At 48.4% G+C, this 25,194-nt stretch carries 19 protein-coding genes; 13 read left to right on the plus strand and 6 right to left on the minus strand.

Translation table 11 applies throughout. The features are described from left to right. The first annotated feature begins 45 nt into the window (after positions 1-45). The 8 genes from rng (at position 46) to Q4Q54_RS17555 (ending at position 13,210) form a co-directional block, all read left to right on the plus strand. On the plus strand, positions 46-1,512 hold the full coding sequence (gene rng, locus Q4Q54_RS17520; protein WP_006087039.1) for a ribonuclease G: 1,467 nt from the start codon (positions 46-48) through the stop codon (positions 1,510-1,512). Continuing rightward, positions 1,512-5,768 carry a YhdP family protein gene (locus Q4Q54_RS17525; protein ID WP_311989117.1) on the plus strand — a complete coding sequence of 1,419 codons (4,257 nt, stop codon included), beginning with the start codon at positions 1,512-1,514 and terminating at the stop codon, positions 5,766-5,768. The genes rng and Q4Q54_RS17525 overlap by 1 nt, the downstream gene beginning before the upstream one ends. Continuing rightward, entirely contained in the window at positions 5,692-6,522 is an 831-nt protein-coding gene (locus tag Q4Q54_RS17530; protein WP_311989119.1) for a carbon-nitrogen hydrolase family protein, read from the plus strand. Before Q4Q54_RS17525 ends, Q4Q54_RS17530 begins: the two co-directional genes overlap by 77 nt. Before the next feature lie 113 nt (positions 6,523-6,635). Beyond that, complete coding sequence (gene tldD / locus Q4Q54_RS17535) at positions 6,636-8,084, plus strand: metalloprotease TldD (protein ID WP_261272919.1); 1,449 nt, start codon at positions 6,636-6,638, stop codon at positions 8,082-8,084. A gap of 265 nt (positions 8,085-8,349) precedes the next feature. Beyond that, positions 8,350-9,795 (plus strand): TolC family protein, encoded by a 1,446-nt coding sequence (locus tag Q4Q54_RS17540; protein WP_311989120.1) that lies wholly within the window; start codon positions 8,350-8,352, stop codon positions 9,793-9,795. Beyond that, positions 9,785-10,759 (plus strand): efflux RND transporter periplasmic adaptor subunit, encoded by a 975-nt coding sequence (locus tag Q4Q54_RS17545; RefSeq protein WP_311900490.1) that lies wholly within the window; start codon positions 9,785-9,787, stop codon positions 10,757-10,759. The genes Q4Q54_RS17540 and Q4Q54_RS17545 overlap by 11 nt, the downstream gene beginning before the upstream one ends. 80 nt (positions 10,760-10,839) lie before the next feature. After that, entirely contained in the window at positions 10,840-12,057 is a 1,218-nt protein-coding gene (locus Q4Q54_RS17550; RefSeq protein ID WP_311989130.1) for an ABC transporter permease, read from the plus strand. Position 12,058: 1 nt separating this feature from the next. Next, the gene (locus Q4Q54_RS17555; protein ID WP_311989121.1) at positions 12,059-13,210 is read left to right on the plus strand and encodes an ABC transporter permease; all 1,152 of its coding nucleotides are present in this window, start codon (positions 12,059-12,061) and stop codon (positions 13,208-13,210) included. Positions 13,211-13,294: 84 nt separating this feature from the next. Here the strand turns inward: Q4Q54_RS17555 and Q4Q54_RS17560 are convergent, their stop codons facing one another. Beyond that, a complete protein-coding gene (locus Q4Q54_RS17560; protein WP_220776333.1) occupies positions 13,295-13,696 on the minus strand; it encodes a hypothetical protein in 402 nt (133 codons plus the stop codon). A gap of 388 nt (positions 13,697-14,084) precedes the next feature. Here Q4Q54_RS17560 and Q4Q54_RS17565 point away from each other — a divergent pair, with 388 nt between their 5' ends. Together Q4Q54_RS17565 and Q4Q54_RS17570 are read left to right on the plus strand one after the other, a co-directional pair. After that, positions 14,085-14,240, plus strand: a complete 156-nt coding sequence (locus Q4Q54_RS17565; RefSeq protein WP_311989122.1) for a hypothetical protein — start codon at positions 14,085-14,087, stop codon at positions 14,238-14,240. After that, the gene (locus Q4Q54_RS17570) at positions 14,237-15,568 is read left to right on the plus strand and encodes an APC family permease (protein ID WP_311989123.1); all 1,332 of its coding nucleotides are present in this window, start codon (positions 14,237-14,239) and stop codon (positions 15,566-15,568) included. The genes Q4Q54_RS17565 and Q4Q54_RS17570 overlap by 4 nt, the downstream gene beginning before the upstream one ends. 155 nt (positions 15,569-15,723) lie before the next feature. Here Q4Q54_RS17570 and Q4Q54_RS17575 read toward each other — a convergent pair whose 3' ends face one another. After that, entirely contained in the window at positions 15,724-18,237 is a 2,514-nt protein-coding gene (locus Q4Q54_RS17575; RefSeq protein WP_311989124.1) for an Ig-like domain-containing protein, read from the minus strand. Positions 18,238-18,266: 29 nt separating this feature from the next. Beyond that, a complete protein-coding gene (gene yjgA, locus Q4Q54_RS17580; RefSeq protein ID WP_006083240.1) occupies positions 18,267-18,803 on the minus strand; it encodes a ribosome biogenesis factor YjgA in 537 nt (178 codons plus the stop codon). A 174-nt stretch (positions 18,804-18,977) separates the two neighbouring features. On the opposite strand from yjgA, the gene pmbA reads away from it, so the two are divergent. Beyond that, positions 18,978-20,321 (plus strand): metalloprotease PmbA, encoded by a 1,344-nt coding sequence (gene pmbA, locus Q4Q54_RS17585; RefSeq protein WP_311989125.1) that lies wholly within the window; start codon positions 18,978-18,980, stop codon positions 20,319-20,321. Between the two features lie 242 nt (positions 20,322-20,563). Here pmbA and Q4Q54_RS17590 read toward each other — a convergent pair whose 3' ends face one another. Next, entirely contained in the window at positions 20,564-22,690 is a 2,127-nt protein-coding gene (locus Q4Q54_RS17590; protein WP_311989126.1) for a TonB-dependent receptor domain-containing protein, read from the minus strand. Between the two features lie 268 nt (positions 22,691-22,958). Continuing rightward, complete coding sequence (locus Q4Q54_RS17595; protein WP_311989127.1) at positions 22,959-23,807, minus strand: transporter substrate-binding domain-containing protein; 849 nt, start codon at positions 23,805-23,807, stop codon at positions 22,959-22,961. A 275-nt stretch (positions 23,808-24,082) separates the two neighbouring features. On the opposite strand from Q4Q54_RS17595, the gene Q4Q54_RS17600 reads away from it, so the two are divergent. Beyond that, the gene (locus Q4Q54_RS17600) at positions 24,083-24,307 is read left to right on the plus strand and encodes a ribosome alternative rescue factor ArfA (RefSeq protein WP_006087026.1); all 225 of its coding nucleotides are present in this window, start codon (positions 24,083-24,085) and stop codon (positions 24,305-24,307) included. Between the two features lie 195 nt (positions 24,308-24,502). Continuing rightward, positions 24,503-24,658 (plus strand): hypothetical protein, encoded by a 156-nt coding sequence (locus Q4Q54_RS17605; RefSeq protein ID WP_311989131.1) that lies wholly within the window; start codon positions 24,503-24,505, stop codon positions 24,656-24,658. Positions 24,659-24,888: 230 nt separating this feature from the next. Here the strand turns inward: Q4Q54_RS17605 and Q4Q54_RS17610 are convergent. Beyond that, on the minus strand, positions 24,889-25,194 hold a 306-nt coding region (locus tag Q4Q54_RS17610), incomplete at its 5' end, for a transposase (RefSeq protein WP_311989128.1).

The raw sequence follows: 25,194 nt of genomic DNA on the forward strand, positions 1-25,194 counted from the left end.
GTCGTGAATACCAGTCGCTTAAATCCAAATAAAATACAGCGCAAGATGGGTTCAGAATTACTGATCAACGTAACCCCCTCTGAGGCGCGCGTAGCCTTAGTTGAGCATGGCGTGCTGCAAGAAGTACACATTGAACGCCGCATGAAACGGGGTTTAGTTGGCAATATTTACAAAGGTAAAATCAGCCGTGTGTTGCCCGGTATGCAAGCCGCCTTTGTCGATATTGGCTTAGATAAAGCCGCTTTTCTACATGCTTCCGACATAGTGCCGCACACTGAATGCGTTGCCGATGTTGAGAAAGGTCATTTTGTTGTCCGTGATATCGCCGAATTAGTCCGTCAAGGACAAGACATTATGGTGCAAGTGGTTAAAGATCCGCTGGGCACTAAGGGCGCGCGCCTGACTACCGATATCACGCTGCCTTCCCGTTATTTAGTCTTTATGCCTGGCTCTAGCCACGTTGGCGTTTCCCAGCGTATCGAGCTTGAAGAAGAACGCAGTCGCCTTAAGCAAATCACTTTGCCCTATGTCGATGATGACGGTGGTTTTATTATCCGCACCGCCGCCGAAGGCGTGGGTGAAGACGAATTATCTCAAGATGCGGCGTTTTTAAGGCGTGTCTGGTCAAAGGTGAGTGAGCGACGTAAGCGCAGCGGCGTGTCTTTGTTATATCAAGATTTAGCCTTACCCGTGCGGATTGTGCGTGACTTTGTCGGTACTGAACTTGACCGTATTCAGGTCGATTCTCGCCGTACCTTTGCCGAGTTACAGTCCTTTGCCCAAGAGTTTATGCCTGAAATTGCCGAGAAGATTGAGCATTATTCAGGGCCTGCGCCAATTTTCGATCTCTACGATGTGGAGAACGAAATTCAACGCGCGCTTGGTCGTAAGGTTGAGCTCAAGTCTGGCGGCTATTTGATTATCGATCAGACCGAAGCCATGACGACTGTGGATATCAATACCGGCGCCTTTGTTGGGCACAGAAATCTTGAAGAAACCATTTTCAATACCAATCTCGAAGCGACCCAAGCGATAGCAAGGCAGTTACGTCTGCGTAATCTCGGCGGCATCATTATTATCGATTTTATCGACATGATGACGGCGGATCATAAGGCTCGGGTGCTCAGCAGCTTAACCAGTGCCTTATCTAAAGACAGAGTGAAAACCAATGTGAGCGGTTTCTCTGGCTTAGGTTTAGTTGAAATGACCCGTAAACGAACTCGTGAGAGCTTAGAGCACGTGGTTTGCGGCGAATGCCCCGCCTGCCATGGCACGGGCAGCATGAAGACTGTTGAGACCGTTTCCTATGAAGTGTTTCGCGAAATCATCCGATTAAACCGCGCCTATGATGCCGATGAATTCCTGTTGTACTGTTCGCCAGCCGTGTATCAAAGCCTGCATACCGATGAAAATCATCTGATTGCTGAACTTGAGGTTTACATAGGTAAGCGTATCCGTTTGCAAAATGAGCCTATGTACTCACAGCACAAATACGATGTGGTGATGATGTAGTGGCGGCACCTTTTACTGCAAAAAAACTAAGTCGTTTTTGTTGGCAATTTATCGCGCTAATCTTAGTGCTATTTGCGCTTGCAGTGAGTTTGATCCGTGGCTTATTGCCGCAGGTTGATGGGGTGCGTCAGCAACTGGTTGATTACGTAAAAAGCGAATATAAGGTTGATGTGCAAGTGGGGGAATTATCCGCCCACTGGCAAGCGTTTGGTCCGGCAATTAACATAGATAATCTAGTGATCCCGCCGCAGGAACAACTGCCCGTCACTTTGATTATCAAGAATGTGCAAGTGAAGTTAGATTTTTGGCAATCGCTGCTGACCTTCACGCCGCGTATCGAAGATGTCAATTTTGATGGTGTCCATATCGCGTTAAACATGGACAAGCTGACCGAAAATAATCCTGCCGCAACCAATAAAGCGCCGCAAGTTGATTGGCTCTATGCATTATTGCTCAAGCAACTCGACAGATTTTCGTTAACCCATGCCACAGTGCAGCTGCTCAGCTTGCGCCAAGAGTTTCGCCCGATCCATATTCGCCAGCTAAATTGGCGCAATAACGGCGAGCGTCACCGCGGTGCAGGGGAACTGTATCTTGATGATAATGCCTCTGAGCATGAATCTCTGGGATTACAGTTAGATCTCAATGGCGATGGCGCGAATCCCGACAGCTTAACGGGGCAGATTTATCTGGCGGCTAACTCATTAGACTTAGGTGAGTGGGCATCGCGTCAGCCTAATCCCTATGATGCGAGCAAAAAATTACCCTTAGAAGGGGTCGTTAATCTTAAGGCTTGGTTTACGTTTGCCGATCGCAGCATCAGTTCTGCCATGGTTCATTTTGAGCCGAGCTGGTTGCAATGGACCTTAAAGGAAGTGCCACAACGATTTGAAATCCAAGCGGGTGATATCGTTTGGCAGCCAAAGGATTCAGGCTGGGAAGTACAGAGCTCAGGGCTTGACTTTGTCACTAACGGTGAGCATTGGCCGCAGTTAACGCTGGCGGCTAAGCGTCAACATGACGAATTCTTTGCCTATGTGAATCAAGTTAACACTCAAAACCTGTTACCCCTGTTACCGCTATTCCCCGGAGTCGATAAAGCCATATTACATCAATGGCATGCTTTATCGCCTGAAGCCAGTATTGGGCCCATTCGACTGTATCAAAAGGCCGATCAGCCTTTGCTCGCTACTTCTGAGGTGAAACAGTTACATTGGCAGAAGGTCGACGGTATCCCCAATACTCATCCTTTAGATCTGAACTTACATTGGCAAGACAAGACGCTGTATTTCTCTTTGCCTGCACAAGTTTATACCGTGGATTTTGGGGATGAATTTTCGGCGCCACTCGTCTTTAACGGTGCGGCAATTGATGGTCAGTTCAATACTGCAGAGTTGAGTTTAAATCTGCCGCAGTTGCAGCTCGAGAACGATGACATAGGCTTAGATGCCGCGCTTAAATTGGATTTCAGTGCTGCGGCGCATATGGCGCTGGCCGCTAATGTTCATATCAATAATGTCGCCAATGCCGACAAGTATTTCCCCAATAAGGCGATGGGCGAATCGCTGGCTGAATATTTGGATACAGGGCTTAAAGCGGGTCAGACCCAAGATGCACAGGTCGTTTGGCGTGGTCCGTTAAACGGTTTCCCCTTCGATGACAATAGCGGCGTGTTTCAAGCGGCATTTACTTTAACGGATGCCCAATTCCAGTTTCAACCCGATTGGCCTGCAGTCACAGACTTATCCCTTAATGCCTTATTTGAAAATGCCCGTATGGACCTTTGGCTCAACCAAGGCAAGCTAATGAACGTGGATGCCACGGGGGCCCATGTATTTATTCCCGCGATTGGCGAGCACACGCTGCTAAGGATTGAAGCCGAACTTGCCACCCAAGGCAGCGCGGCGACTAAGGTGTTGCAAGCCTCGCCTTTGGCGGGGTCAGTGGGTAAAACCTTAGATGTCGTGCAAGTACAAGGCGCTGTGACTGGTAATTTGGATATCAGTATTCCGCTGTATGACGGAGGCGCAGAAGATATTCGTGGTCAAATTAGTTTTGATAATACGCCCGTGTATATTGCCCAGCCCGGACTGCAGCTTAATGGCGTAACGGGTATCGTCGACTTTGCGAATGAGGTGGTGACAGGTAAAGGTATTAAAGCGCGTTTGTTCGAACAGCCGCTCAACTTAACCTTTGATACTCAGCCTAAAGGCAAAGATTTCGGTCTTAATCTTTTACTCAAAAGTCGTTGGGATCTGAATCGTCTCCCCGAAGAATTACATAATCCTTTGAGTGATTTCTATCAGGGTAAAATCAGTTGGGACGGCGCTATGACTATGCTGTTTACTGAAAAAGGTTATCAAATTCAAGCCAAAGTATCTTCCGATATGGTTGGCACTCAACTGTCATTCCCTGGATATTTTGCCAAACCCGAAGACGAGCAACGGCCCTTAGTCGCTGAATTTGTTGGCGATCAAAATGATGCGACCTTAGATGTCAAACTGGCGAGTCATGCCGAGTTTATCGGTGGGTTTGATGCTGAAAAAGGTGCTAATTTCAGTTATTTTGATTTGTTATTGGGGCGCTTATTCGATGAGGATGAAGCCCGAAATACTGAGAAAGGTCATATTCAAATTGACCTTGGTAAGGCGAAACTAGCCGATTGGTTACCTGTAATTAATGCCTTTGTTGGCCAAGAGAAATTACCTAAAACCGGCATCCTCGTCGACGATATAGACCATGACAGTTTGTTCCCTGCGGTGGCGAGTATCGATTCCCATATTGGCCGCCTCGACCTTTTAGGGCAACAGCTGACCGAGCTTAGGCTCAATGCGAAACCCAATGAAACGGGCTGGCGTTTTAATACCGTTGCCAACGAATTTGACGGCTGGGTCGATTTCTATCCCAACTGGCGAACCCAAGGTCTCAAAGTTGTGGCGAGCAAATTCTATTTTTCACCCGAGGTTAAGTCGGATACCGATGCCGATTTTGCCAGCGATCAAGTGCTCACTAACCTGCCACCAGTAGCCGTGAATGTGGAAGATTTTCGTTTCTTCGATAAGCCTTTTGGCAAGCTAGTCTTGCAGGCGGGCCCACAAGCGGCGGGCTATAAAATCCAAACCCTGTCGCTGACTACGCCCAATGTGACCTTGCAGGGCAGTGGTATTTGGCAGCAACAGGCAGGGCAGAATAAAACTGATTTGAGTGTCGAATTGAATGCCACTCAGTTTAATTACCTCTCGGCCCAATTGGGCATAGATCCCGGCGTCAATGAAGCGCCATTAAAGGTTAACGCGGATTTGTCTTGGCAAGGTGCGCCTTATGCTTTCTCCCTCGAAACCTTAAATGGCAAGGTGAAGTTCGACTTAGGCAAAGGGCATTTATCTCAGGTGAGTGATAAGGGCGCGCGCATTTTCTCCCTGTTCAGCTTAGATTCTTTGGTACGCAAACTGTCGCTGGATTTCACTGATGTCTTCGGTCAGGGCATGTATTTCAACTCCTTCAATGGCAATCTGCAAATTGATAACGGTGTAGTGAAAACCACTGATACCGAAATGGATGCGATTGCGGGCAATATGAAGGTCCGTGGCTATACGGATCTCACTACTGAAAGTTTGAATTACGATATCCGTTTTGTGCCGCAATTGGCCTCGAGTGTGCCGACTGTGGTATTGCTCAGTACCAGTGCGTGGACGCTCGGTCTGGGCGCATTTGCGCTGACAAAAGTGCTTGAGCCTGTGATTGAAGTAATTTCAGAAATTCGTTTTCGGGTGACCGGCACTATGGCTGAACCTGTGGTTGAAGAGCTGGAGCGTAAGAGTAAGGAAATTGAAATTCCTGAGGCCATTTTACCTGTCGTTGGAGTTGAGCGCCCAGCGGCGCCGACCGAAGCCGCGAGTCATAATACCGATATCACTCAGCCGGTAGAGACGAAATCTGAGCCACAGCTTCAAGAAGCACAATCAGAAGCGCTCAAGCTACAAGACCTTAAGCCTGAAGAGGCCAGAACTGAAGAATCAAAGTCAGAAGAGCCTAAGCCAGCCACAGATCAAATTAAAGCGCCCGATTTAAAGTTAGTGCAACCTCAAGCGACGCCTTCGCCTGAAGCGCCGAACACGCCTGCCACACCAGAGAATCAGCCAGCAGTAGAACCGATTAAGCAAATTCAGGGAGATAACAATGCACATCAGCCTGTTGCAATGTCAGAGCAGTCGCGACGTCAGCGCCAATCTGCTGTTTATCGAATCGCAGCTTAACGAACTCAAACGGGATGCCGATGTGCCCCATTTAGTCGTGTTGCCCGAATGCAGTTTACTGTTTGGTGGCCACGAAAGTCAGCAACTCGCCTATGCGGGTGATGCTCATCAGAGCCCGCTCAAGTCGGCCTTAAGTGCACTGGCAGCCAAATATCAGGTATTTATGGTGGCAGGCACTATTCCGGCGCTGGCTGAGGATGGCCGCGTCTATAGCCGCAGTTATCTGTTTGATGATAAAGGTGATACTTTAGGGCACTACGATAAGCTGCATCTCTTTGATGTGGATGTTGCCGATGGTACAAAACAATATCGTGAAAGCGAAACCTTCTGCCCCGGTGATCACATTAGCGTTATCGATACACCTTTTGGCAAAATTGGCCTAGCCATCTGTTATGATTTACGCTTTCCCGACTTATTTAGGGCGATGCGTCTTGCGGGTGCTGAGATCATTACCTTGCCGTCGGCCTTCACAAAAGTTACCGGTGAAGCCCATTGGCAAGTATTGCTACAGGCCAGAGCGATTGAAACCCAATGCGTTATTCTCGCCGCCGCTCAGTGGGGACAGCATAATGAAGGTAGCCGGGAAACCTGGGGGCAGAGCATAATAGTCGGTCCTTGGGGCAACATTTTGGCCGAACGTAAATCGGGTACGGGTTGGGTGCAGGCTGAGGTCGATTTAACCGAACTGCACAGTATTCGCCGTAAAATGCCCGTGGTGCAGCATAATCGTTTCCTTGAGCCAAGCTTGAAATAACCGCCCGCACTGGCGAGCGGCAATACCGAATTAGACAGCGATTTACGTACAGAATTAGTACAGCGAATTTACACTCAGAATATCAAGATCCCTTGGGGTCAGAGAGAGCATAGATGCCATTTTTAGCACAAGTAGAGCAAAGTTTATTGAAGAATGGGTTAGCGTTAGAGGGGTTGCAAACCTATCTAAACACTATACATCAACACAAAATCGATTATTCCGATCTCTATTTTCAAGGTAGTCGCCACGAGTCTTGGGTGCTGGAAGACGGCATCATTAAAGACGGTAGTTTCCATATCGAACGCGGTGTGGGCGTGCGGGCGATCAGCGGTGAAAAAACCGGTTTCGCCTATGCCGATGATATTACGCCAGCAGCTCTAAGCGCTGCCGCTCAGGCCGCCCGCGGCATTGCCAGTGCCGGTGAGCAAACTCAGGTTCAAGCCTTTAAACGTCAAAAAGCCTTGGCGTTATACGACAGTTTAGATCCGATTGCGGCAATGGAAGAAGTCAAAAAAATCAATCTGCTGAAAGAAGCCGATGCTTTTATTCGCAGTTTAGATAGCCGCATTATTCAAGTGGTTGTTAGCCTTGCAGGCGTACACGAAGAAATCCTTATCGCCGCCAGCGATGGCACTTTAGCGGCCGATATTCGTCCTTTGGTGCGCTTTAACTGTAGCGTGATCTTAGAAGAAAACGGTAAACGTGAACGTGGCGGCGCCGGTGGCGGTGGTCGTCATGACTACAGCGTATTAATGGCAAGCGATGACACGGGTTTACCTATGTGTTTCGCCTTTGCCCGTGAAGCCGTGCGTCAAGCGCAGGTCAATCTTAATGCTATCGATGCACCAGCGGGCGAAATGCCCGTGGTGTTAGGCAATGGCTGGCCCGGCGTATTGCTGCATGAAGCGGTTGGACATGGTTTAGAGGGGGACTTTAACCGTAAGGGCAGCAGTGCTTTCAGCGGTAAGGTGGGTCAGTTAGTCGCCTCTAAGTTAGTGACTGTGGTCGATGATGGCACCTTGCCTAATCGTCGTGGTTCACTCAGCATCGACGATGAAGGTGTGCCGACTCAAAGAACCGTGTTGATTGAAGACGGTATTTTAAAGGGTTACATCCAAGACAAACTCAATGCTCGCTTAATGGGCGTCGCACCAACGGGTAACGGTCGCCGTGAGTCTTACGCGCATTTGCCTATGCCACGTATGACTAACACCTATATGACGGCGGGTGAGTCGGATCCAAGCGAGATCATCAAGTCAGTCAAGAAGGGCATTTACGCGCCGAACTTTGGTGGCGGTCAAGTGGATATCACTTCGGGTAAGTTTGTGTTCTCCGCATCTGAAGCCTATTTGATTGAAAATGGTGAAGTTACACAAGCAATTAAAGGCGCCACTTTAATCGGTAACGGCCCTGAGGCTATGAGCCAGATTTCTATGGTCGGTAACGATATGGCTTTAGATCAAGGTGTTGGCGTTTGCGGTAAAGACGGTCAAAGTGTCCCCGTAGGCGTAGGCCAACCCACCTTGAAGTTAGATCGTTTAACCGTGGGGGGTACGGCTTAGTATTCGTTGAGCTTGTAGATGCGCGATGGCGATAAGCGTGGTAACTGGCAAAGCTTTGTTCGGCTTAATGCTCATGTTGAAATTTATTTTTATGTTCAAGTGCATGCGCATGTTATGCGCCAATGAGCTAAGCTGAGATGCATCGCCTTAGCAGCTCAGTCACAAAGTGCTAGGTCCGATCCTCTGTGGTCGTCCTTCTAGCCGCTTAGCATGATGGATGTTATCATTCGCAAAGGAAATTAGAGTAACTACTCTAGAGGTGTTAATGAAACTATCACGTGTGGCTTGGCTGTGTTTACTGCCCTTGCCTTGTTTATTGCCTTTGGCTGGTTATGCCCAGCCCACGAGCTTCACCGACGCTTGGCAACAAGTGCTCAAGGTGAGCGACAAGTTGCAAGCGCAATCCCAGGAAGTGAATCGCGCTAAAGGTGAAGAGGAGGCGGGCGAGAGCTTAAATCTGCCCTCCTTGAGCCTTAATGGCAGTTATACCCACCTCGAAAAACCGATTGAACTCGATCTTCGGGATCTTAATCCCTTAGCCTCCCTTGATCCCGCCACTTTGCCACCCGCCCTTGGCGGAGCACTGGCGAGTATTCCGGGATCAATGTTTGTCACACCTTTTACCGAGCAAGATATCTTCCGCGCGAGCTTACAAGCCATGTGGCCGATTTATACGGGCGGGCAGATCACCGCAGCCCAAGGTATACACGCGGCTATGGTGGCCGAGAAGCAACAAGAGTTACAGCTCGCCACCCGGGATTTATTTACCCTATTGGTCGACAGATACTATGCCGTTGATGTCACGCTGGCGCTGGTGAATACCCAAACCGATCTTGTTGGCTCTTTAACTAAGCATGTTGACCATGCGCTCGCTTTAGAGCGAGAAGGGCAAATCGCTAAGGTTGAGCGCCTCAATGCGCAGGTCGCGTTAGATAATGCCAAAGTCAATTTAGGCAGCGCTCGCCGTCAACACGAAATGGCAGTTATCGCCCTGTCGCGCATGTTGCAGCAAAGCGATGTTGGTACTGAGTCACCTCTATTTGTCTTGCCGCATGCGCCGTCTTTAGGTCAGCTCACCCAAGTGACGCTGAGCCAACATCCAGCGCTCAAATTGCTCGAGGCCAAGGAAGCGCAGGCCAATGGCTTGGTGTCATTAGAACAGGGTAAGTATCACCCCACGGTTTTCCTCTTTGGTAATTACACACTTTACGAAGATGACAGCCTGTTTTCTCAGGTAGAGCCCGATTGGATGGTCGGCGTCGGCGTTAAAGTGCCTATTCTCAGCCGTGACGGTCGCAGTGGTAAGGTCGAAGCCGCCAAGAGTGCACTCTTGCAGGCCCGTTATACCAAGGCGCAAACACGGCAAGACTTGAGTCTGTTACTGGATCAAAGTTATCGCCAATTATTACAGGCCGAAGAAGAAGTGAAGGCGCTGGATACCTCACTCGAACTCGCCAGCGAAAACCTGCGCCTGCGGGAAATCGCCTTTAATCAAGGGCTTTCAACTTCTATCGACAGAGTCGATGCCGAGCTGAAACTCAGCGCAGTCAAGACTCAGCAACTGGCCGCCCGTTATCGTTATGTGCAAGCCTATGCCAGATTAATGGCCATCAGTGGTCAATTAGATGAATTTATCGGTCGTACCATAGCTCGAAACTCAGCTCAAACCACAGCCCCTACCCAAGTGCAGGAGACAAACAATGCGCGCTAACAGAATACTTGCCCTTGTGGCGTTGGTCGCATTAGGCCTTATCTTGGCCTATGGCCTCAAGCTGGCGTACAGTCCGCAGCCGAGCCTGTTGCAGGGCCAGATTGAAGCCCGCGAATACAATGTCTCCTCTAAGGTGCCAGGCCGTGTTGAGCAAGTGCTGGTGCGCCGTGGTGACAGTGTGGCCGAAGGGGATTTGTTGTTCGCCATCCACAGCCCTGAGTTAGATGCTAAGTTGATGCAGGCCGAAGGTGGCCGTGATGCCGCTAAAGCGATGCAGCTTGAAGCCAACAACGGCGCCCGTAGCCAAGAAGTGATGGCGGCCAAAGAGCAATGGCTCAAGGCACAGGCAGCGGCAACGCTGGCTAAAACCACTTATATCCGCGTTGAAAACCTCTTCAATGAAGGAGTGGCCGCGAGACAAAAACGCGATGAAGCCTTTACCCAATGGCAAGCGGCGAAATACACAGAGCAAGCGGCGTTAGCCATGTATCAAATGGCGCAGGAAGGCGCGCGGGTCGAAACCAAAGCCGCTGCCGCCGGTAACGCCCGTATGGCCGAAGGTGCGGTAAAAGAAGTCAACGCCATTATGCAAGATAGCCAAATGCGCGCGCCTAAATCGGGTGAAATCAGCGACGTGCTATTGCAGGCGGGTGAATTAGCGCCGAGCGGTTTTCCGATTGTGAGCCTGATTGACATGCAGGATTCATGGGCCGTGTTCCAAGTGCGCGAAGATCAACTTAAGCGCTTCAAGCAAGGCCAAAAAGTTCAGCTGAATATTCCTGCGCTCGGGCAAGATGTGGACTTTACTGTGTCCCATATCAGCGTGATGGGGGATTTTGCGACATGGCGCTCGACCGAGAGCGGCCACGATTTTGATATGCGCACCTTCGAAGTGGAATTGCGTCCAAGCCAGCCGATTGCCGATCTGCGTGTCGGTATGTCTGTGTTGCTGCGCAGTGAGTAAAAGCCGTGACTGAACGCACGCCCAACGCCAATACGGTCGACAAAACTAAGGATGAATCACAGCCATCGAGCAGAAGCGTTATGGCCTTGCTCATCGCGTTAGTTCGCCGTGAGCTCAATGCGCTGTGGCGCGACCCTTGGCAGCTGGCGCTGATCAGTTATATTCCGCTTATCGGGATGTTATGCCTGTGGTGGCTGTTCAGTGCAGGCTTACCAAGGCAACTACCGGTGGCGATTGTCGATCAAGACCACAGTCAATTAAGCCGTATGCTGACCCGTCAGCTGAAGGCTAATCCTGTGACTGAGCCACAAAACTTCACCGATTTAGCCGCGGCCGTGTCGGCGATGCAGCAGGCGAAAGTCTACGCTATCGTGGTCTTTCCCTATGATATGAAAAAAGATTTGCTCACTGGCCATAAGCCCACCATAGATGTGCGCTACAACAGCCAATTTTTGCTGGTGGGCAAGTTACTCTCAAGCCAAATTCAGCTGAGTCTGGGTGACGGTTTATTGCATGTCGCAGGCTTAAAACAGCTCGCCAACGGCACGCCTAAATCCCAAGTTGCAGTCAATTTAAGCCCAGTCAAAAGCCAAACAACGGCACTTTTTAACCGAAATAACAACTACATAGGCTTCTTAGTGCCGCCAGTGCTGATTGCGCTGTGGCAGTTGTTATCTATGCTAGTGATGGCCAACAGCTTAAATCGAGAGCTGCATCTCGCGCCCACAACTCAGGTCAATGGTATATCGAATACCTTAACCGAGCATTTTTGGCCTAAGGTGCTGGCGAAAGTGGTGTTGTTTACGCCGATATTGATGCTGCAGGGCGGCTTTATTTTAACTTGGCTTTACTTGTATCTCGCGTTGCCTATGGCGGGCAGTTTGGCCCTATTGCTGGTGGCACAATTGGTGATGTTACTGGCGGTCTGGAGTCTAGTGTTATTCATCTTTGTCGTGATGCGTGACAGTGCGCGGGTCATTAGTTTCTGCACGGCCTTATTTGCGCCCGCGTTTGCCTTTATGGGCATCACTTTCCCCACCCATGAGATGCCGCAATTAGCCCAGTGGTGGCGACTTATTATGCCTTCGAGCCACTATATTGAGTCCCATGTGAGCGTCGTCAGTTACGGTGCCACTTGGCCGAGCGTGGCGGGCCAACTCAGCAGTTATTGGGGCTTTATCTGTTTGCTGCCTTTGATCTATTTGCTATCGCGTCAATTATTGCCGAGCACGGTTAGCGCGAATAATGTGGTGGCAGTAGTTGACTCGGGCGTAGCTCTGCCTGCGAAGGGGCAATAGGATGAATATCTGGCGACTGATGTTAACTGAACTTAAGGCGATTATTAGCGATAAAGCGATCGCAGTGACCTTGTTTGGCGGCGTGCTGTTTTATTCGATTTTGTATCCTTTACCCTATTTAAACCAAGTACCGACCGAGCAACAACTGATCGTGGTGGACTTAGACCATTCTTCCTTAAGCCGCCAGTTGATCCGCCATGCTGACGCCAGTGCAAAAATCCAAGTCATAGGCCAAGTGGGTTCGATTACCGAGGCGAAGCGTTTTATTGAGACGCGCAAGGCCCACGGCTTACTGGTGATCCCAGAAGGTTTCCGCCGTGACTTAATGCTGGGTAAGGGAGTGACGTTAAGTTATGGCGGCGATGCCAGTTATTTCCTGATTTATTCCGCGGTTGTCGAAGGTTTAGTGAGCGCGGGTATGGACGCGGGCAAGCAAGTGCAATTGATTGGCATGTTGGCCCAAGGCACAAATCCTAAACAGGCCGAGCAGAACCTGAACTCGATGCACTTAAATAGCGTGCCGGCCTTTAACCCAAGCCTAGGTTATACGCCATATGTGGTACCTGGACTATTTTTGCTGATCCTGCATCAAACACTGCTGATCGGTACAGGGATCCTGGGGGCGGGGCAATGGCGCCAGAAGGGCTATTGGCAGCAGGTCTCGCCCGTACAACTCTTATGTGGGCGAATACTCGCCTTCATGTTGATTTATCTCTTTTTTACTAGCTTCTACGTCGGCTATTGCTACCACTGGTATCACGTCAGTATTCAAGCGAGCCTTGGCACAGTGGCATTATGGTTGTTGCCTTTTTTATTGGCTACCGCCGCTGCTGGGGTCGCCATGAGCACCTTGTTTACCCGTCGCGATTTACCGACCCAAGTGCTACTGTTGATTTCAATGCCGATCCTATTCGTGTCGGGTTTTGTCTGGCCGATAGCGCTCATTCCTGAACCGCTAGTGTTAGGTTCGCAGTTTATTCCTGCCGTACCCGCAATTATGGGCATGTTAGAACTTAATCAAATGGGCGCAAGTTGGGCAAGTGTGATGCCCAAGTGGCTACAACTCTGGGGCTTATTTGCGGTTTTCTTTTGCTTAGCGATCTGGGGTATAAAGCGCAGAGCGAGATTGTTGGCTGAAGCTAATCAGCTTTGATGGACTCGCGGGACAGAGTATCTCGCGAGTGTTTACTGGGCTTGAACTTTACAGGGGCTGTTTAGGTACTTCTGTAATTAATCTTTAGAAGTAAAGACTTTCTACAATTTTACCATCGACGAGCATATCGCACTTATCGCCTGAGCTCGACTTAGTCGCTTGAATGACGCCGGCAATCGCGCCAAATGCGCCACCTTGGCTGCTGAGCACTGAACCGAAATAGCATTGGCTAGAAATTTTGAAATCCTTGTATTTACCGCTCAAGTTTTGGGTCGGAGTATAAGGAGGGAAAGTGCCTTTCATAACAGAGTCGCCATTTACTGAGAGTGAAATGTTTTTGCGTTCTGTATCAAAACTGCCACCAAAAACTAGGTTAATACCATCGATTTCAACGGTTTTTTCTTGAGCGATAATAGGTGGTTTTGCGGCGCAGGCGGCGAGAAAACAGCTGCCAATGGCCAGAGAGATTAAAGTAATTTTACGCATGTCATCTTCCTTTTGATGCGATAAAACAAATGAAGCAGTCGCTTCGCAAATTAAACGGCCCCTGTTTAATTTTTTGCCGAACGATTATATCTATATCTGCTTCATTTCCAATAACAAATTTAATACAAATGAACAATTATCCTGTCTTGAGCTTATCCCTGCTTATTCCGTTAAGTTAACTTTCATCGCGCAGATAGCCAGCAAAGTGCCCTTGTTGGGTTGTCTTCTAGCGGGTTTTGGGGGAGAATGCGCGCCGAAAAAATGGCCGAGGTACTCAGTATCTCGGTTATTTTTATTTAGAGAGTAAGCGTTTTAAAACAATTGAGGCCGGTAAACATCCGGAAATGATATGAGGTTCGGCTGAACCTATTTTAATGAGGACAAATCAATGGGGCTGTTGTGCGCCGAATTTTCGGTCATTGTCGTAAATCAAGTTGTTGAGTTAGCCATTAAGCCTAAAGTGCTGATGGTGAGTCACATGCCAGAACCAATTGCAGATGCATGGTTAGCTGTTCACCCCTGTGCAATGGGGGCGTGCTCATGAGTCAACACAAACCGGGTTTGAAGCAGACCCTTAATTTATGGCAAGTGGTAGTGATGGGGCTCGCCTATCTCACGCCTATGGCTGTTTTTGACACCTTTGGTATTGTTTCTGAGATTACCTCTGGCCATGTGGCTACGTCTTATCTATTCGCGCTGGCGGGAATTTTGTTTACCGCGTTCAGTTATGGCCACTTAGTGCGTAAATATCCCTACGCGGGATCAGCCTACACCTACGCCCAGAAAACCTTTAGTCCGAATGTCGGCTTTATGGTGGGCTGGTCGTCACTGCTTGATTATATGTTTATGCCAATGATCAACATGTTGCTGGCAAAAATCTATTTAACGGCCATGTTCCCCACTGTCGAACCTTGGATCTTCATTTTCGCACTCGTGACCATAATGACCCTGCTCAATCTTAAAGGGATTGATTTGGTGGCTAACTTTAATGGGGTGATAGTGTTTGTGCAGATCGCCATTATCCTCGTGTTTATAGCATTAATGGCCTATAGCATTTCCCTTGGTGAAGGCGAAGGTGCGATTGCGAGCGTACGACCTTTTTATACCGATAATATGGCGATTGTGCCGTTATTTACTGGCGCCACTATTTTGTGTTTTTCCTTCCTCGGCTTTGACGGTTTGAGCTCGCTGACCGAAGAAACGAAGGATGCGCAGCGTGTTATTCCTCGCGCTATCGTGTTGACCGCCTTGATTGGTGGGGTGATTTTTGTCGGCGTGTCTTATTTCCTTCAGCTTTATTTCCCCAATATTTCCCGCTTCAAGGAGCTTGATGCGGTATTGCCTGAAATTGCACTCTATGTGGGTGGTAATCTATTCCAGTCCATCGTATTAGTGGCGACCACAGTTGCCGTATTGGCATCCGGTATGGCTGCCCATGCTGGGGTTGCACGGATTTTATATGTGATGGGGCGGGATAATATGTTGCCACGTAAAGGGTTTGCTTATATCCATCCTAGATGGCGAACCCCTGCATTTAATGTCTTGTTGGTGGGTGCGCTTGCGCTATCTGCCGTCTCATTTGATTTAGAAATGGCGCTAGCCTTAGTGAATTTTGGTGCTTTAGTGGCGTTCACCTTCGTAAACTTATCCGTGATTGTGCAGTTTTACCTAAGGGATCGACGTAATAAATCCTTTAAGGATCACCTACAATACTTAGTATTGCCCCTGTGTGGCGCCGGTACTATTGGCGTGCTTTGGGCAAACTTAGAGCCACAATCATTAGAGCTGGGGCTTATATGGGCGGCTGTGGGAGCATTGTATTTGGCTTTACGTAGTTTCCGTTTACGCCGCGCAGTAGAGCTACAAAATTAAGAGCTATAAAATTAGTGAGAGTCATGGCTCATAGATGCACAGCTATAACTAAAGATGTGTAGTAGATCTAAGGGCTGTGGGTTGTCATCCTCTAATAAAATCCTCCAATAAAAAGACCCGCATTCGCGGGTCTTTTCAGTTTGCTTAATTGAGTTTTAAAGCGCTGGTACTGTGAAACCTAAGCCATCAGTGATGACATTTTTAGGGGTCGTGACTTTCACCGATACGCTGGTGTTGGCCGATGCCGTAAATTTCAGTGGTGAACCTAGACTGCCTTTCGCATACACAGTATTGGGAACCTCGAAGGTTTTAGGCGCACCAGCACAATCGACGCACAATTCGATACTTGTCTGAGCTGGCATGATTTGATTCGCACTGTCGTGGACAAATACTACAAACTCAGAACTAGCACCAACGGCCACAGGTTTGATGTCATTCACACTCGGCAATAACACACCGTCTTGCATCACACTGATATAAGCCTGTGAGCCTGACATACTCATCACTAAGGCTTTGCGGATATAGGTTTTATTGGCTTGGCCTTTGCCGCAGAGTGCACTTTCGCATTGTGGACCGTTAAACTTGCCATCGGCAGAAAGGTAGGTGTCACTATTTTTAGTATTTAAATACTTTTCACCTAAATTCCAAATACCATCTTCATTGTCATCCCTAAACGCATCACCTAGATCACTGAAACCACTAGGAAGGTAGGCTTCGATGTCCATGCCATTACCGGTGCATTTTTTTGCGACGCCTGACCGAGTTAAACAGGCTAAGTCAGTCACTGGCGTGCCATTGATGTCTTTACTGATATCGGCATCATCAAAGATGTTATTGCCATTGGTATCGAAGAAGGTTTCGTGACCTAAGGCATAAGCGAGAATCGTGATGCGGTGATCGGGTACGCGTGCTGATTGTGATGTCCAAACGACGCTACAAGTGCCATTTTTAGTGACACATGATGTCGGGATCTGGCCGCCTTCTGTGGTGAAGTTAACCGCGGTATCATCGGGCGCTGGATTGCCAAAACTATCTGAGGCTCGAATGGTGATCGTTGCAGTTTCACCACTAAAGTCACCTGCTTCAGGATTGAAGATTGAAGTCGATAAACTGAATCCCAGTTGCTGCGGCAAGCCAGTACCCACGATTAACTGTTCAGATTGGCTAGTGATCACTTCGCTCGTATCGGCGTCAACGGCAGTAGCAACTACGCGCACGGGTGTGGGGACTGTGCCGGATAATACTCGCACACTGGCGATACCTTGGGAGTTAGTCTGGCCTTGCGCATTCGCAGTGCCATTGTCAAAACTTAATCCGCCAACCACAGTGTCTAAGGTAAAGCTGACTTTTTGTTGCTTTGTAGGCTTTCCATCGGCACTGATGACTTTGAAGCTGACTAAAGAGGATTCGCTTGCACCTGTGCCGCCCGCACCTTTAATGCGAATTTGTGCCGGCTCTGCCGACTCAAAACTTAAGCTGGCAAGGGTTTGGCGTTGTAGAGTAAATGGGAAATTTGCCGTTAGCGTCTGATTACCTGCTACTGTCGTGGCGATGATTTGGTCGCTACGTTCACTGTTGCCACTGCAACTTGTGTCTTGGAAGGTTGAGCTCGCATTACCCGATAAGGTCGTCACTGGGGTATCGAGTGTCGCACTATTGCTGTTGGTGCAATCTGAGCTAAAGCTGATGGAAGAGGGGGTTTGCACTCGGGTAATAGTACCGTCATTGGCCTCTAAGACTAAACTTGCGGTCACCCCAAAGCTGCCACCTGCGCTGATCTTATATGCGCCATTGGCATCGGCCGTTAAGGTACTCGCCAGTTTACCTTCAGTAAAGACAGCGCCATTGAATGAGCCGAGTTTCAGCGTACCTTCTTGATTGACCGCATCTTTACTCAAGACTTCATACAGACTGCTGGTTTGCAGCGATTGACCTTGGTAGTCCACTGTGACCGTGAGGGAGTTTGCCCCTAATTCAGTTGCACTTGGCGTATAAGGCACCTGGGCAATACCTTGATTGTCGGTTAATGCACTTGCAGGATTCAGCGCTGCAGAGCCGGCGCTGAACGTCACTTTCGCGCCTTCGATGCCGTTGCTTTCGCTATCGAGCAATATGGCTTGCAGTTGTACCGACTCATCGACTTTGAAGCGAGTCACTAAGGCTGAGCTATTTAAAATACTGGCGCTGAGTTTAGGAGCTGCAGGAGAGGTACCATCGCTAGCACTTAAAAACTCAAACTTGCGCGTAGCTGTTAGCGCCGTTGTGGAATCTTTTGGAGTTGTCGTTGCAGTAATTGTCCCTGCATTGACAAGTAAATCAGGATTACTAACGATAATAATGGCTTCACCGTTATTGTCTGTTAGTTTGCTATTAGGTGTTAATACACCAAGGTCTGTCGTAAAGTCGACTTTCTGCTTGCTCACTATAGCTGAGCCTTTCTTTAACTTCGCGACTGCGCAAAAACCTGTGTCTTTAGGGAAACTTTGGAGTGAAGTAACACTGCCGCATTCAGAACCCGATAAGGTCTTAAAGTCGATAGACAGTTTATAGATACCGTCAGTGGCATCTGTGCCACCGTTATCTTCGTCCGCAGGGCCGTTACAGGCCCCGAGTCCAAATAGTCCAATAAAAAGCAAAGCTAGGCTACATAACGTTTTGCTAAGTCGCATAAGCAACATCCTTGTGGGGCTGAAGTTAATTAGTCTTGGATTTCGCTGCGTAGATATTTAAACAGCTCTTTAGATGATTTTGATTCTGGACCTTTGGCCAGTTCTTTGGTCGCTTGACGCACCAAAGTACGCAGTTTCTGTCTGTCTAATTGCGGATAATGCTCAACTAAGGTTTGAATTTCAGCATCACCTTGGCTGAGTAAGCGTTCACGCATTTTTTCGAACATCTGCAACTTCGCAGTTTCGTTGTTGTTTTTATTCAACACGATAGCGAGTGAAGCCTTAATAGGCTCGATATCAAAATTACGCATCAATTTGCCGATATACTGCATGTGGCGACGATACGCCTCAGTATTAACCTTGATTTTGCGTGTTTGCAGGATAGCGTCGTACAAAAACTCATCCAGCTCGATTTTATCTAGCTGAGTCTTGCTCAGTGAAACAAGCTCCATACCGACTTTTTGCACGGCTTCGCTATCACGCTTGTCCGTTGTTTTACTGCTGACATAATCTTCATCTATGTCGTAGGGCTGTTTAAAATGTTCTGAATCACCAACAATCTTCATATAGATAAAACCTCAAGTAATTTACTGGCTAATAATAACATCTCCAGCCAAAAATCGCCTAGGTGAATGTGCTTAGGATACGCTCTCAAGCCTAAGTCGGCGGTGAATAATTAATGTGAATGGGATTTGTGTTTGTTATGCTACGGCAATTGCCGACAACGAAAGAGTAGCTTTGTGTCTTTGAACAGAATCGATAGTGAATTGGGCGCGCTGAAAGATGCGGTGGCCGTGGCGCTGGAATATGCCAACAAATTAGGAACGAATGCTGCCGAAGTGGCAATCAGTAAACAACAAGGTTTGTCGGTTTCTACCCGTTTAAAAGAAGTCGAAACCGTTGAATTTAATAAAGATGGTGCCTTAGGGATTACGGTTTACCGCGATGGTTGCAAGGGCAGTTCATCGACGTCGGATTTAAGTCCAGAGGCCATTGCCTTAGCGGTGAAAGCGGCCGACGATATTGCCCGTTACACTTCGCCCGATCCTTTCAGTGGTCTTGCCGATAAAGCCTTGATGGCAACTCAGATCCGCGATCTTCAGCTGTATTATCCACAAGATATTTCCCCCGATGAGTTAGCCCAACTGGCGATCCGCGCTGAAACAGCGGCGCTCGATGCCGATCCGCGCATTAATAATTCCGACGGCGCCAGTGCCAATGCCCACACTGCGGTTAAAGTGTATGGCAACAGCCACGGTTTCTTAAACGGTTATTGCAGCTCGCGTTATAGCTTAAGTTGCAGCGTGATCGGTGAAGATAGCGAAGGCAATATGCAACGGGATTACGATTACACTATTGCCCGTAAATTCAGCGAGATGCTGTCACCTGAAACGGTCGGTTTAAAGACCGCCGAGAAGACGGTAAGCCGCCTCGGTGCGCGCAAGATCGCGACGACGCGTTTACCTATTTTATTAGCGCCAGATATCGCCACAGGGTTAATCGGCCACTTTATCGGTGCGATCAGTGGTGGCAGTTTATACCGTAAATCCAGTTTCTTATTGGATTCGATCAACACCCAAATCTTCCCCGATTGGTTCAATATCGAAGAGCAGCCGCATTTACTGGGCGCACTGGCGAGCGCGAACTACGACAGTGAAGGTGTGGCGACTCAAGACAGACGCATTATTGACCGCGGCATGTTAGAAACCTATTTGCTGACCAGCTACTCGGCGCGCAAGTTAGGTTTAACTAACACGGGCCATGCGGGCGGTATCTATAACTGGACGCTCGGCCACACAGGCCAAACCTTCGACGAATTGGTAAAAGACATGGGCACAGGTTTGATTGTGACCGAAGTTATGGGCCAAGGCGTGAACATGGTAACGGGCGATTATTCCCGTGGTGCTGCAGGTTTTTACGTTGAAAACGGTGAGATCCAATATCCAGTGGAAGAAATCACTATCGCGGGTAACTTGAAAGAGATGTTCCGTGGCGTGCAAGCCGTGAGTAAGGATTTTGATCTGCGCTCATCGATTCGTACCGGCGGTATCTTGTTATCTGAAATGAAGATTGCGGGTAACTAATCCATAGTTTTACTCTTTGTGCATAGTGCTTAAGTCGTCTCAGCGTTGTAGTGCCAGTGCTTTAGCGTCAGTAACATGAATATGGTTTGAGCATAGAAAAGGGCAAGCGATTAATCACTTAATCTGCTTGCCCTTTTTGTTTAACGTTTGGATTAGAGTTATTCGCCCTAAAAAACCGTGTCGTTAAAAAGCCATGTGGTTAAAAACGATGTTATTAAAAACAGTGCCTTTAAAATCGGTCGTTAAAACGCATAGCTTGCGCTGAGTTCAAACGAGCGGCCTGCACCGGCAATCTGCTTAAAGCCATTGGTATTATCGGCCTTAAATTCCGCCACACTCACGCCGCCCAGTGGCAGCTCATAGTAGCTGTCGAACAGATTATTCACGGCGAAGGTAACAGTCAGATCCTGCCATTTCATGCTGCTGTTTAAATTGAGCAAGGAGTAGCTGTCGGTTTCATTTTCAAGGCGGCGGTCATCCACACGATCTTTGGTCGCAACCCATTGCCATGAAAGACTGTTTTCCCAGTTACCGAGTTGATGTTGCAGTGCCAGTTCGGTTTGCAGCGGCTTGATTTGATATAAAGGCTCATTGCCTTCATCTCGCTCACCACGGGTTACATTCACTTTGCCTAACACTTGCCATTTGCCTGTGTTGGTTTCAGCAAACTGATAGAGCGCATTAAAGCGTGCACCATAGAGATTGGCATCTAAGTTAGTGAATTGAAGAATATTGCGTTTGCCATCAGCTGAGCTAGTGCGATTGAAACTGCCAATGACTTCGGCATCGACATAGTCAGTCACAGCTGTGTACCAAGCTGTGGTCGAGACTTGCCAGCTATCACCGTTATATTTGTAGGCCGCGCTCAGGGTATGGGCGGTTTCTGGTTTAAGATCCGGATTACCCACGTAACCATTTCCATCGCCATACCAACCTATCATAGTGGTCGCCATAGTGCCGCGGCCCCAGCTGTAACGCTCGTACAGATTGGGTGCACGATTCTTGCGGGCTAAACCAAACTCAAGTTGTTGATTAGCTGATAATTGATAGCGCGCCAGTAAGGTGGCGTCGATCAGATCATCATTACGCTCTCTGTCCATCTCGTTAAAGGCCTGCGCCGCAGCGGCATCCATATTCGGCATGCCCATCATTGGCATGTCACTATAGGCTTGGACTTCACCGGTATTGGTGGTTACATATTCAAAGCGAACACCCGCCGATAACCACCAGCTAGGGCTCAAATCTTGCTGCCATTCGCCATAAACGGCGGCGCGGCGACGTTCGCCATCGTTGATGTTGATGTAATCATTCGGCGCCATCATAGTGCCTGGCACTGCAGGCCACACATCGTCGAGCTGGTAGCTATAGAATTCTTGGCCGACCAGTAAGGTGCTGTCATCGCCCATTGGCAAGCGCCAGTGCAGTTGATAGCTGTAGTCGTCACCTTCAGTGTTCATCGGCATCTTGCCGGTTTTTTCTGGGGTGAAAAAGCCCATCTCGTGTTTCACGCCGTGCCAGTTTACTTGGGCACTGAATTCGCCGTCATCGTCGAGTTTAAGTTGATAACGGGCGAGGGCACCGTAACTCTTGTTATCCGTCATATCCATGTATTGGTTAGCAAAACCTTGAAATGGAATATTCTGATGGGTCAGTTTGATAGCAACTTGTTGAGTCTCATCGCGCCATGCGGCGGTCAATGCATGGTTTTGTGCGCTGTACAGGGTATCGATGACTTTATCGCCATTGCCATCTTTATAGCTGTTGGCATCTTCATAGGCGCCTTGATAGCTTAGGCTGATATTTTTGCTGGCAACTGTGGCATGGGTGCCCAGTAGCAAGGTGTCACTCACACTGCGATATCCCGTTGAAATATCGCCACTATTCCACTTGATGCTATCGCTTTCACCAAATTTAGGGTTAAGGCTGCTAACTTTAATCACGCCCGCAATATTGTCGCCACCGGCACTGACTGGCGATACGCCCGCAATCACTTCGGCTGTGGTGACTTGATTGGCAGAAATATAGGACAGCGGTGGATTCATTTGGTTGGCGCAGGAAGCGGTAATGTCCGCACCATCAACCAGCACTTTAATGCGATCGCCCATCATGCCATTGAGAATAGGCAGGGCCGATACGCCGCCCGCTTCGGAGAAATCGACCCCTTGTCCTTTCAGTAGATTTTCAGCCGAACCTAGCGTGTTGCGGTTTTCGGTCTGTTGGCCGTGGACTTCTAAGCGTTCAATATTGGCTAATTCGCTGTCATCGGCCATTGCCTGCGGTGCTAACGATAAGCCCATCGCGATTGCGAGGGATGAGGAAATTACTGAAGTTTTAAACGGGTGAGATAAATACGCAGAATTTGCAGCCATCTTATTGTCTTCCATTCACTTGGATTAATTGCGCTGCATTATAAAGAGCATCTAAGAGTGACAGGTGCGGCATATTGTCGCAGAGGGCAATAAAGCGGGCTAAAAACAGAATAAGGCATGAGCAGGAGGTAAATCCCTCGCACTTGAATCACTTAGGCCATGATTTTCTTTGACTCTTTAAACATTGTGCTCATCAATCATCGATAAGCGTATCAATGGAACCTGCTTTATCGGCCGTTAGAGGAGGCGTGAGTTTTTAAGACTTGAGCTAACCAAAATACTTGCTATACAGCCGCTGAGTTTCGCCTTGGGAATCCATGGCAGCGAGTGCTTTGGCAAACTGGAAAGCTTTAGAATCAGGCGCTAACACTGTGGGATTATTATCTGGGCTGATGGGGTTTTCGGCGTGATAGTTAGGGTTGTGTCTACCGCGGAAGTGACGGCTTTTTTTCGAGAAGCCGAGGTACATTTCCTGCGCAGATTGGCAGCAGTTATAGTGGAGTTTGAACTGAGTTGGGTTGCGATCCTTTAGGTAATAATGCAGTGTGGTTTGATCGTAGATGAAAAAATCCCCTTGGTTTGAAAGCAAATAATCCAAGGCTTTAGACACATTGAGTTCAGGCGGTTTACGTACTTGTATTTTGTCGGGCAGGCCGCCAAAGTCGTAACTGCCGGGGGCGATTAAGAGGGTCATCTTGTTGTTGACCAACTGCTCAATCGAGCGAATATCGGCGGCGCCTGCACGGCTAATGCCTATGGCGCGTTGTGAAAGTCCATTAGGGATAAAATGCGCGTATTTAGCCCGATCTTCGGTGAAGTTAAGCCCAGGATAAAAGTCGATGTTGCCGAGCTTGAGATCCCGCAGTATGCGTAATTTAGGTGCGCGCACTATATTGAGTTTGCAGCCAATCTTGTCCGCCGCTGCTTGGTAAAGATCGTGATAAAATCCCGTGTTATTGGGCTCATCTCCGATAAAAGGTAAGCGTTCGCTGGTGCGATACCCCATGGTAATCACACAGGCGTCTGAACTGGAAAAGGCATTGGCGAGCGGGGCTTGAAGCGTCATCAGCAAGAGCAGTGCGCCGAGCCAAGGTTGAGCGACTAAGGTGGATTTCAAATTGATCTCCTTATCTGTCGATTACAAAGTGTAACCTGAGTGCCAATAAAGGTTATGGCAAAATCCGTAAACTAAATCTTAAAATTCATTAACTAAATCTTATTGATTATTAAGCTTAATATATTATTTTTGTTTGAATAATCTATCATACTTTCCTACTAGTCAACGCCATTTTTTATGTTGGAGTGCACAAACTCTGTACATCTGATTTGATTGCGTTATAGTTTGCGCTGTTAGGCCATGGGCTTAACTTTCATTAAGCAGTGAGGCATAAAATGACTAAACAAAAACCGCAAAATATGACCTTAGAACACGAAAGTGGCCGAGGCACCATTACCGACAACGCACTTAAAGCGTTAGTGACGAGTCCCCTGTTTAGGACCCGCACCGAGAAAGCCAAAAAGGGCAAAGGGTCATATGACCGTAAGGCACAAAACCGAAAGGGGCATCAGCATAAGGGCGATGCCCCTTTTGACTTTCTAGGTCTGCGCTTTTGTTAATCTGCTTTTTACTGTTTTAGTCTGCTGTGTTAGTGCCTCGCTAATCCTGCCAATTCACGCTCTTCCGCCTGCCTTTACGCCAATCTTTACGTTTAAATCAGCCTTATCATTGATACTCCTTGTTGGAGGTTAATTGTACTTTCGCCCTGAGCGAGTATGGTGAAGGCTTAGAGGGTTTTAGCGAAGGAGATGCGCATGGAACAGCAATATCGAATCGAACACGACACTATGGGTGAGGTGAAAGTCCCCGTCGATTGTTATTGGGGCGCACAAACCGAGCGTTCGCGGCAGCACTTTCGTATTGGTGCTGAGGCATATATGGACCCATCCGGTTTGCAAGACATTCGATAGCGATTTTGAGAAGAGTTCATTGCACCCATATATCCGGCCTGTTATTGAGGTATGCCTCTGGCCCTGATGGATATCTGCTTCTACTGTCCTTATCATCCTTGCGGCTTCATTATGAGCCTATGCCGAGCTAAGGTTTTCGGTAGATCAGTCTGACTGTCTCATCATCAATTCAAGTGTCTTAGCAACTTGCTGGTTGGTTAGTTATTAACGTTTATTGAATCTATTCAGCACTATACTGGAAGTCGATATTCTTCGTCATGCGCCGCGATAACCCATGCCATTCTCGCGAGTTTATTGGCGACGGCTACACAGGCTCGGTTAAAACCTCGGCGTTCTGCTAACTGGATTGCCCAGCAGCTAAATTTATCCTGTTTATGACAACTGTGTTGCAACACGGCTCTGGCGCCGTGGATGAACAGGGTGCGTAAATACGCATTTCCCCGTTTGCTTATCCCAAGGAGGTTATCTTTACCTCCACTGCTGTGTTGCTTGGGAACTAAGCCACACCAAGCTGAAAAGTGCCTGCCATTAGTGAA

It is taken from the genome of Shewanella sp. SP2S2-4, from assembly GCF_031932025.1.
Taxonomy (GTDB): domain Bacteria; phylum Pseudomonadota; class Gammaproteobacteria; order Enterobacterales; family Shewanellaceae; genus Shewanella; species Shewanella baltica.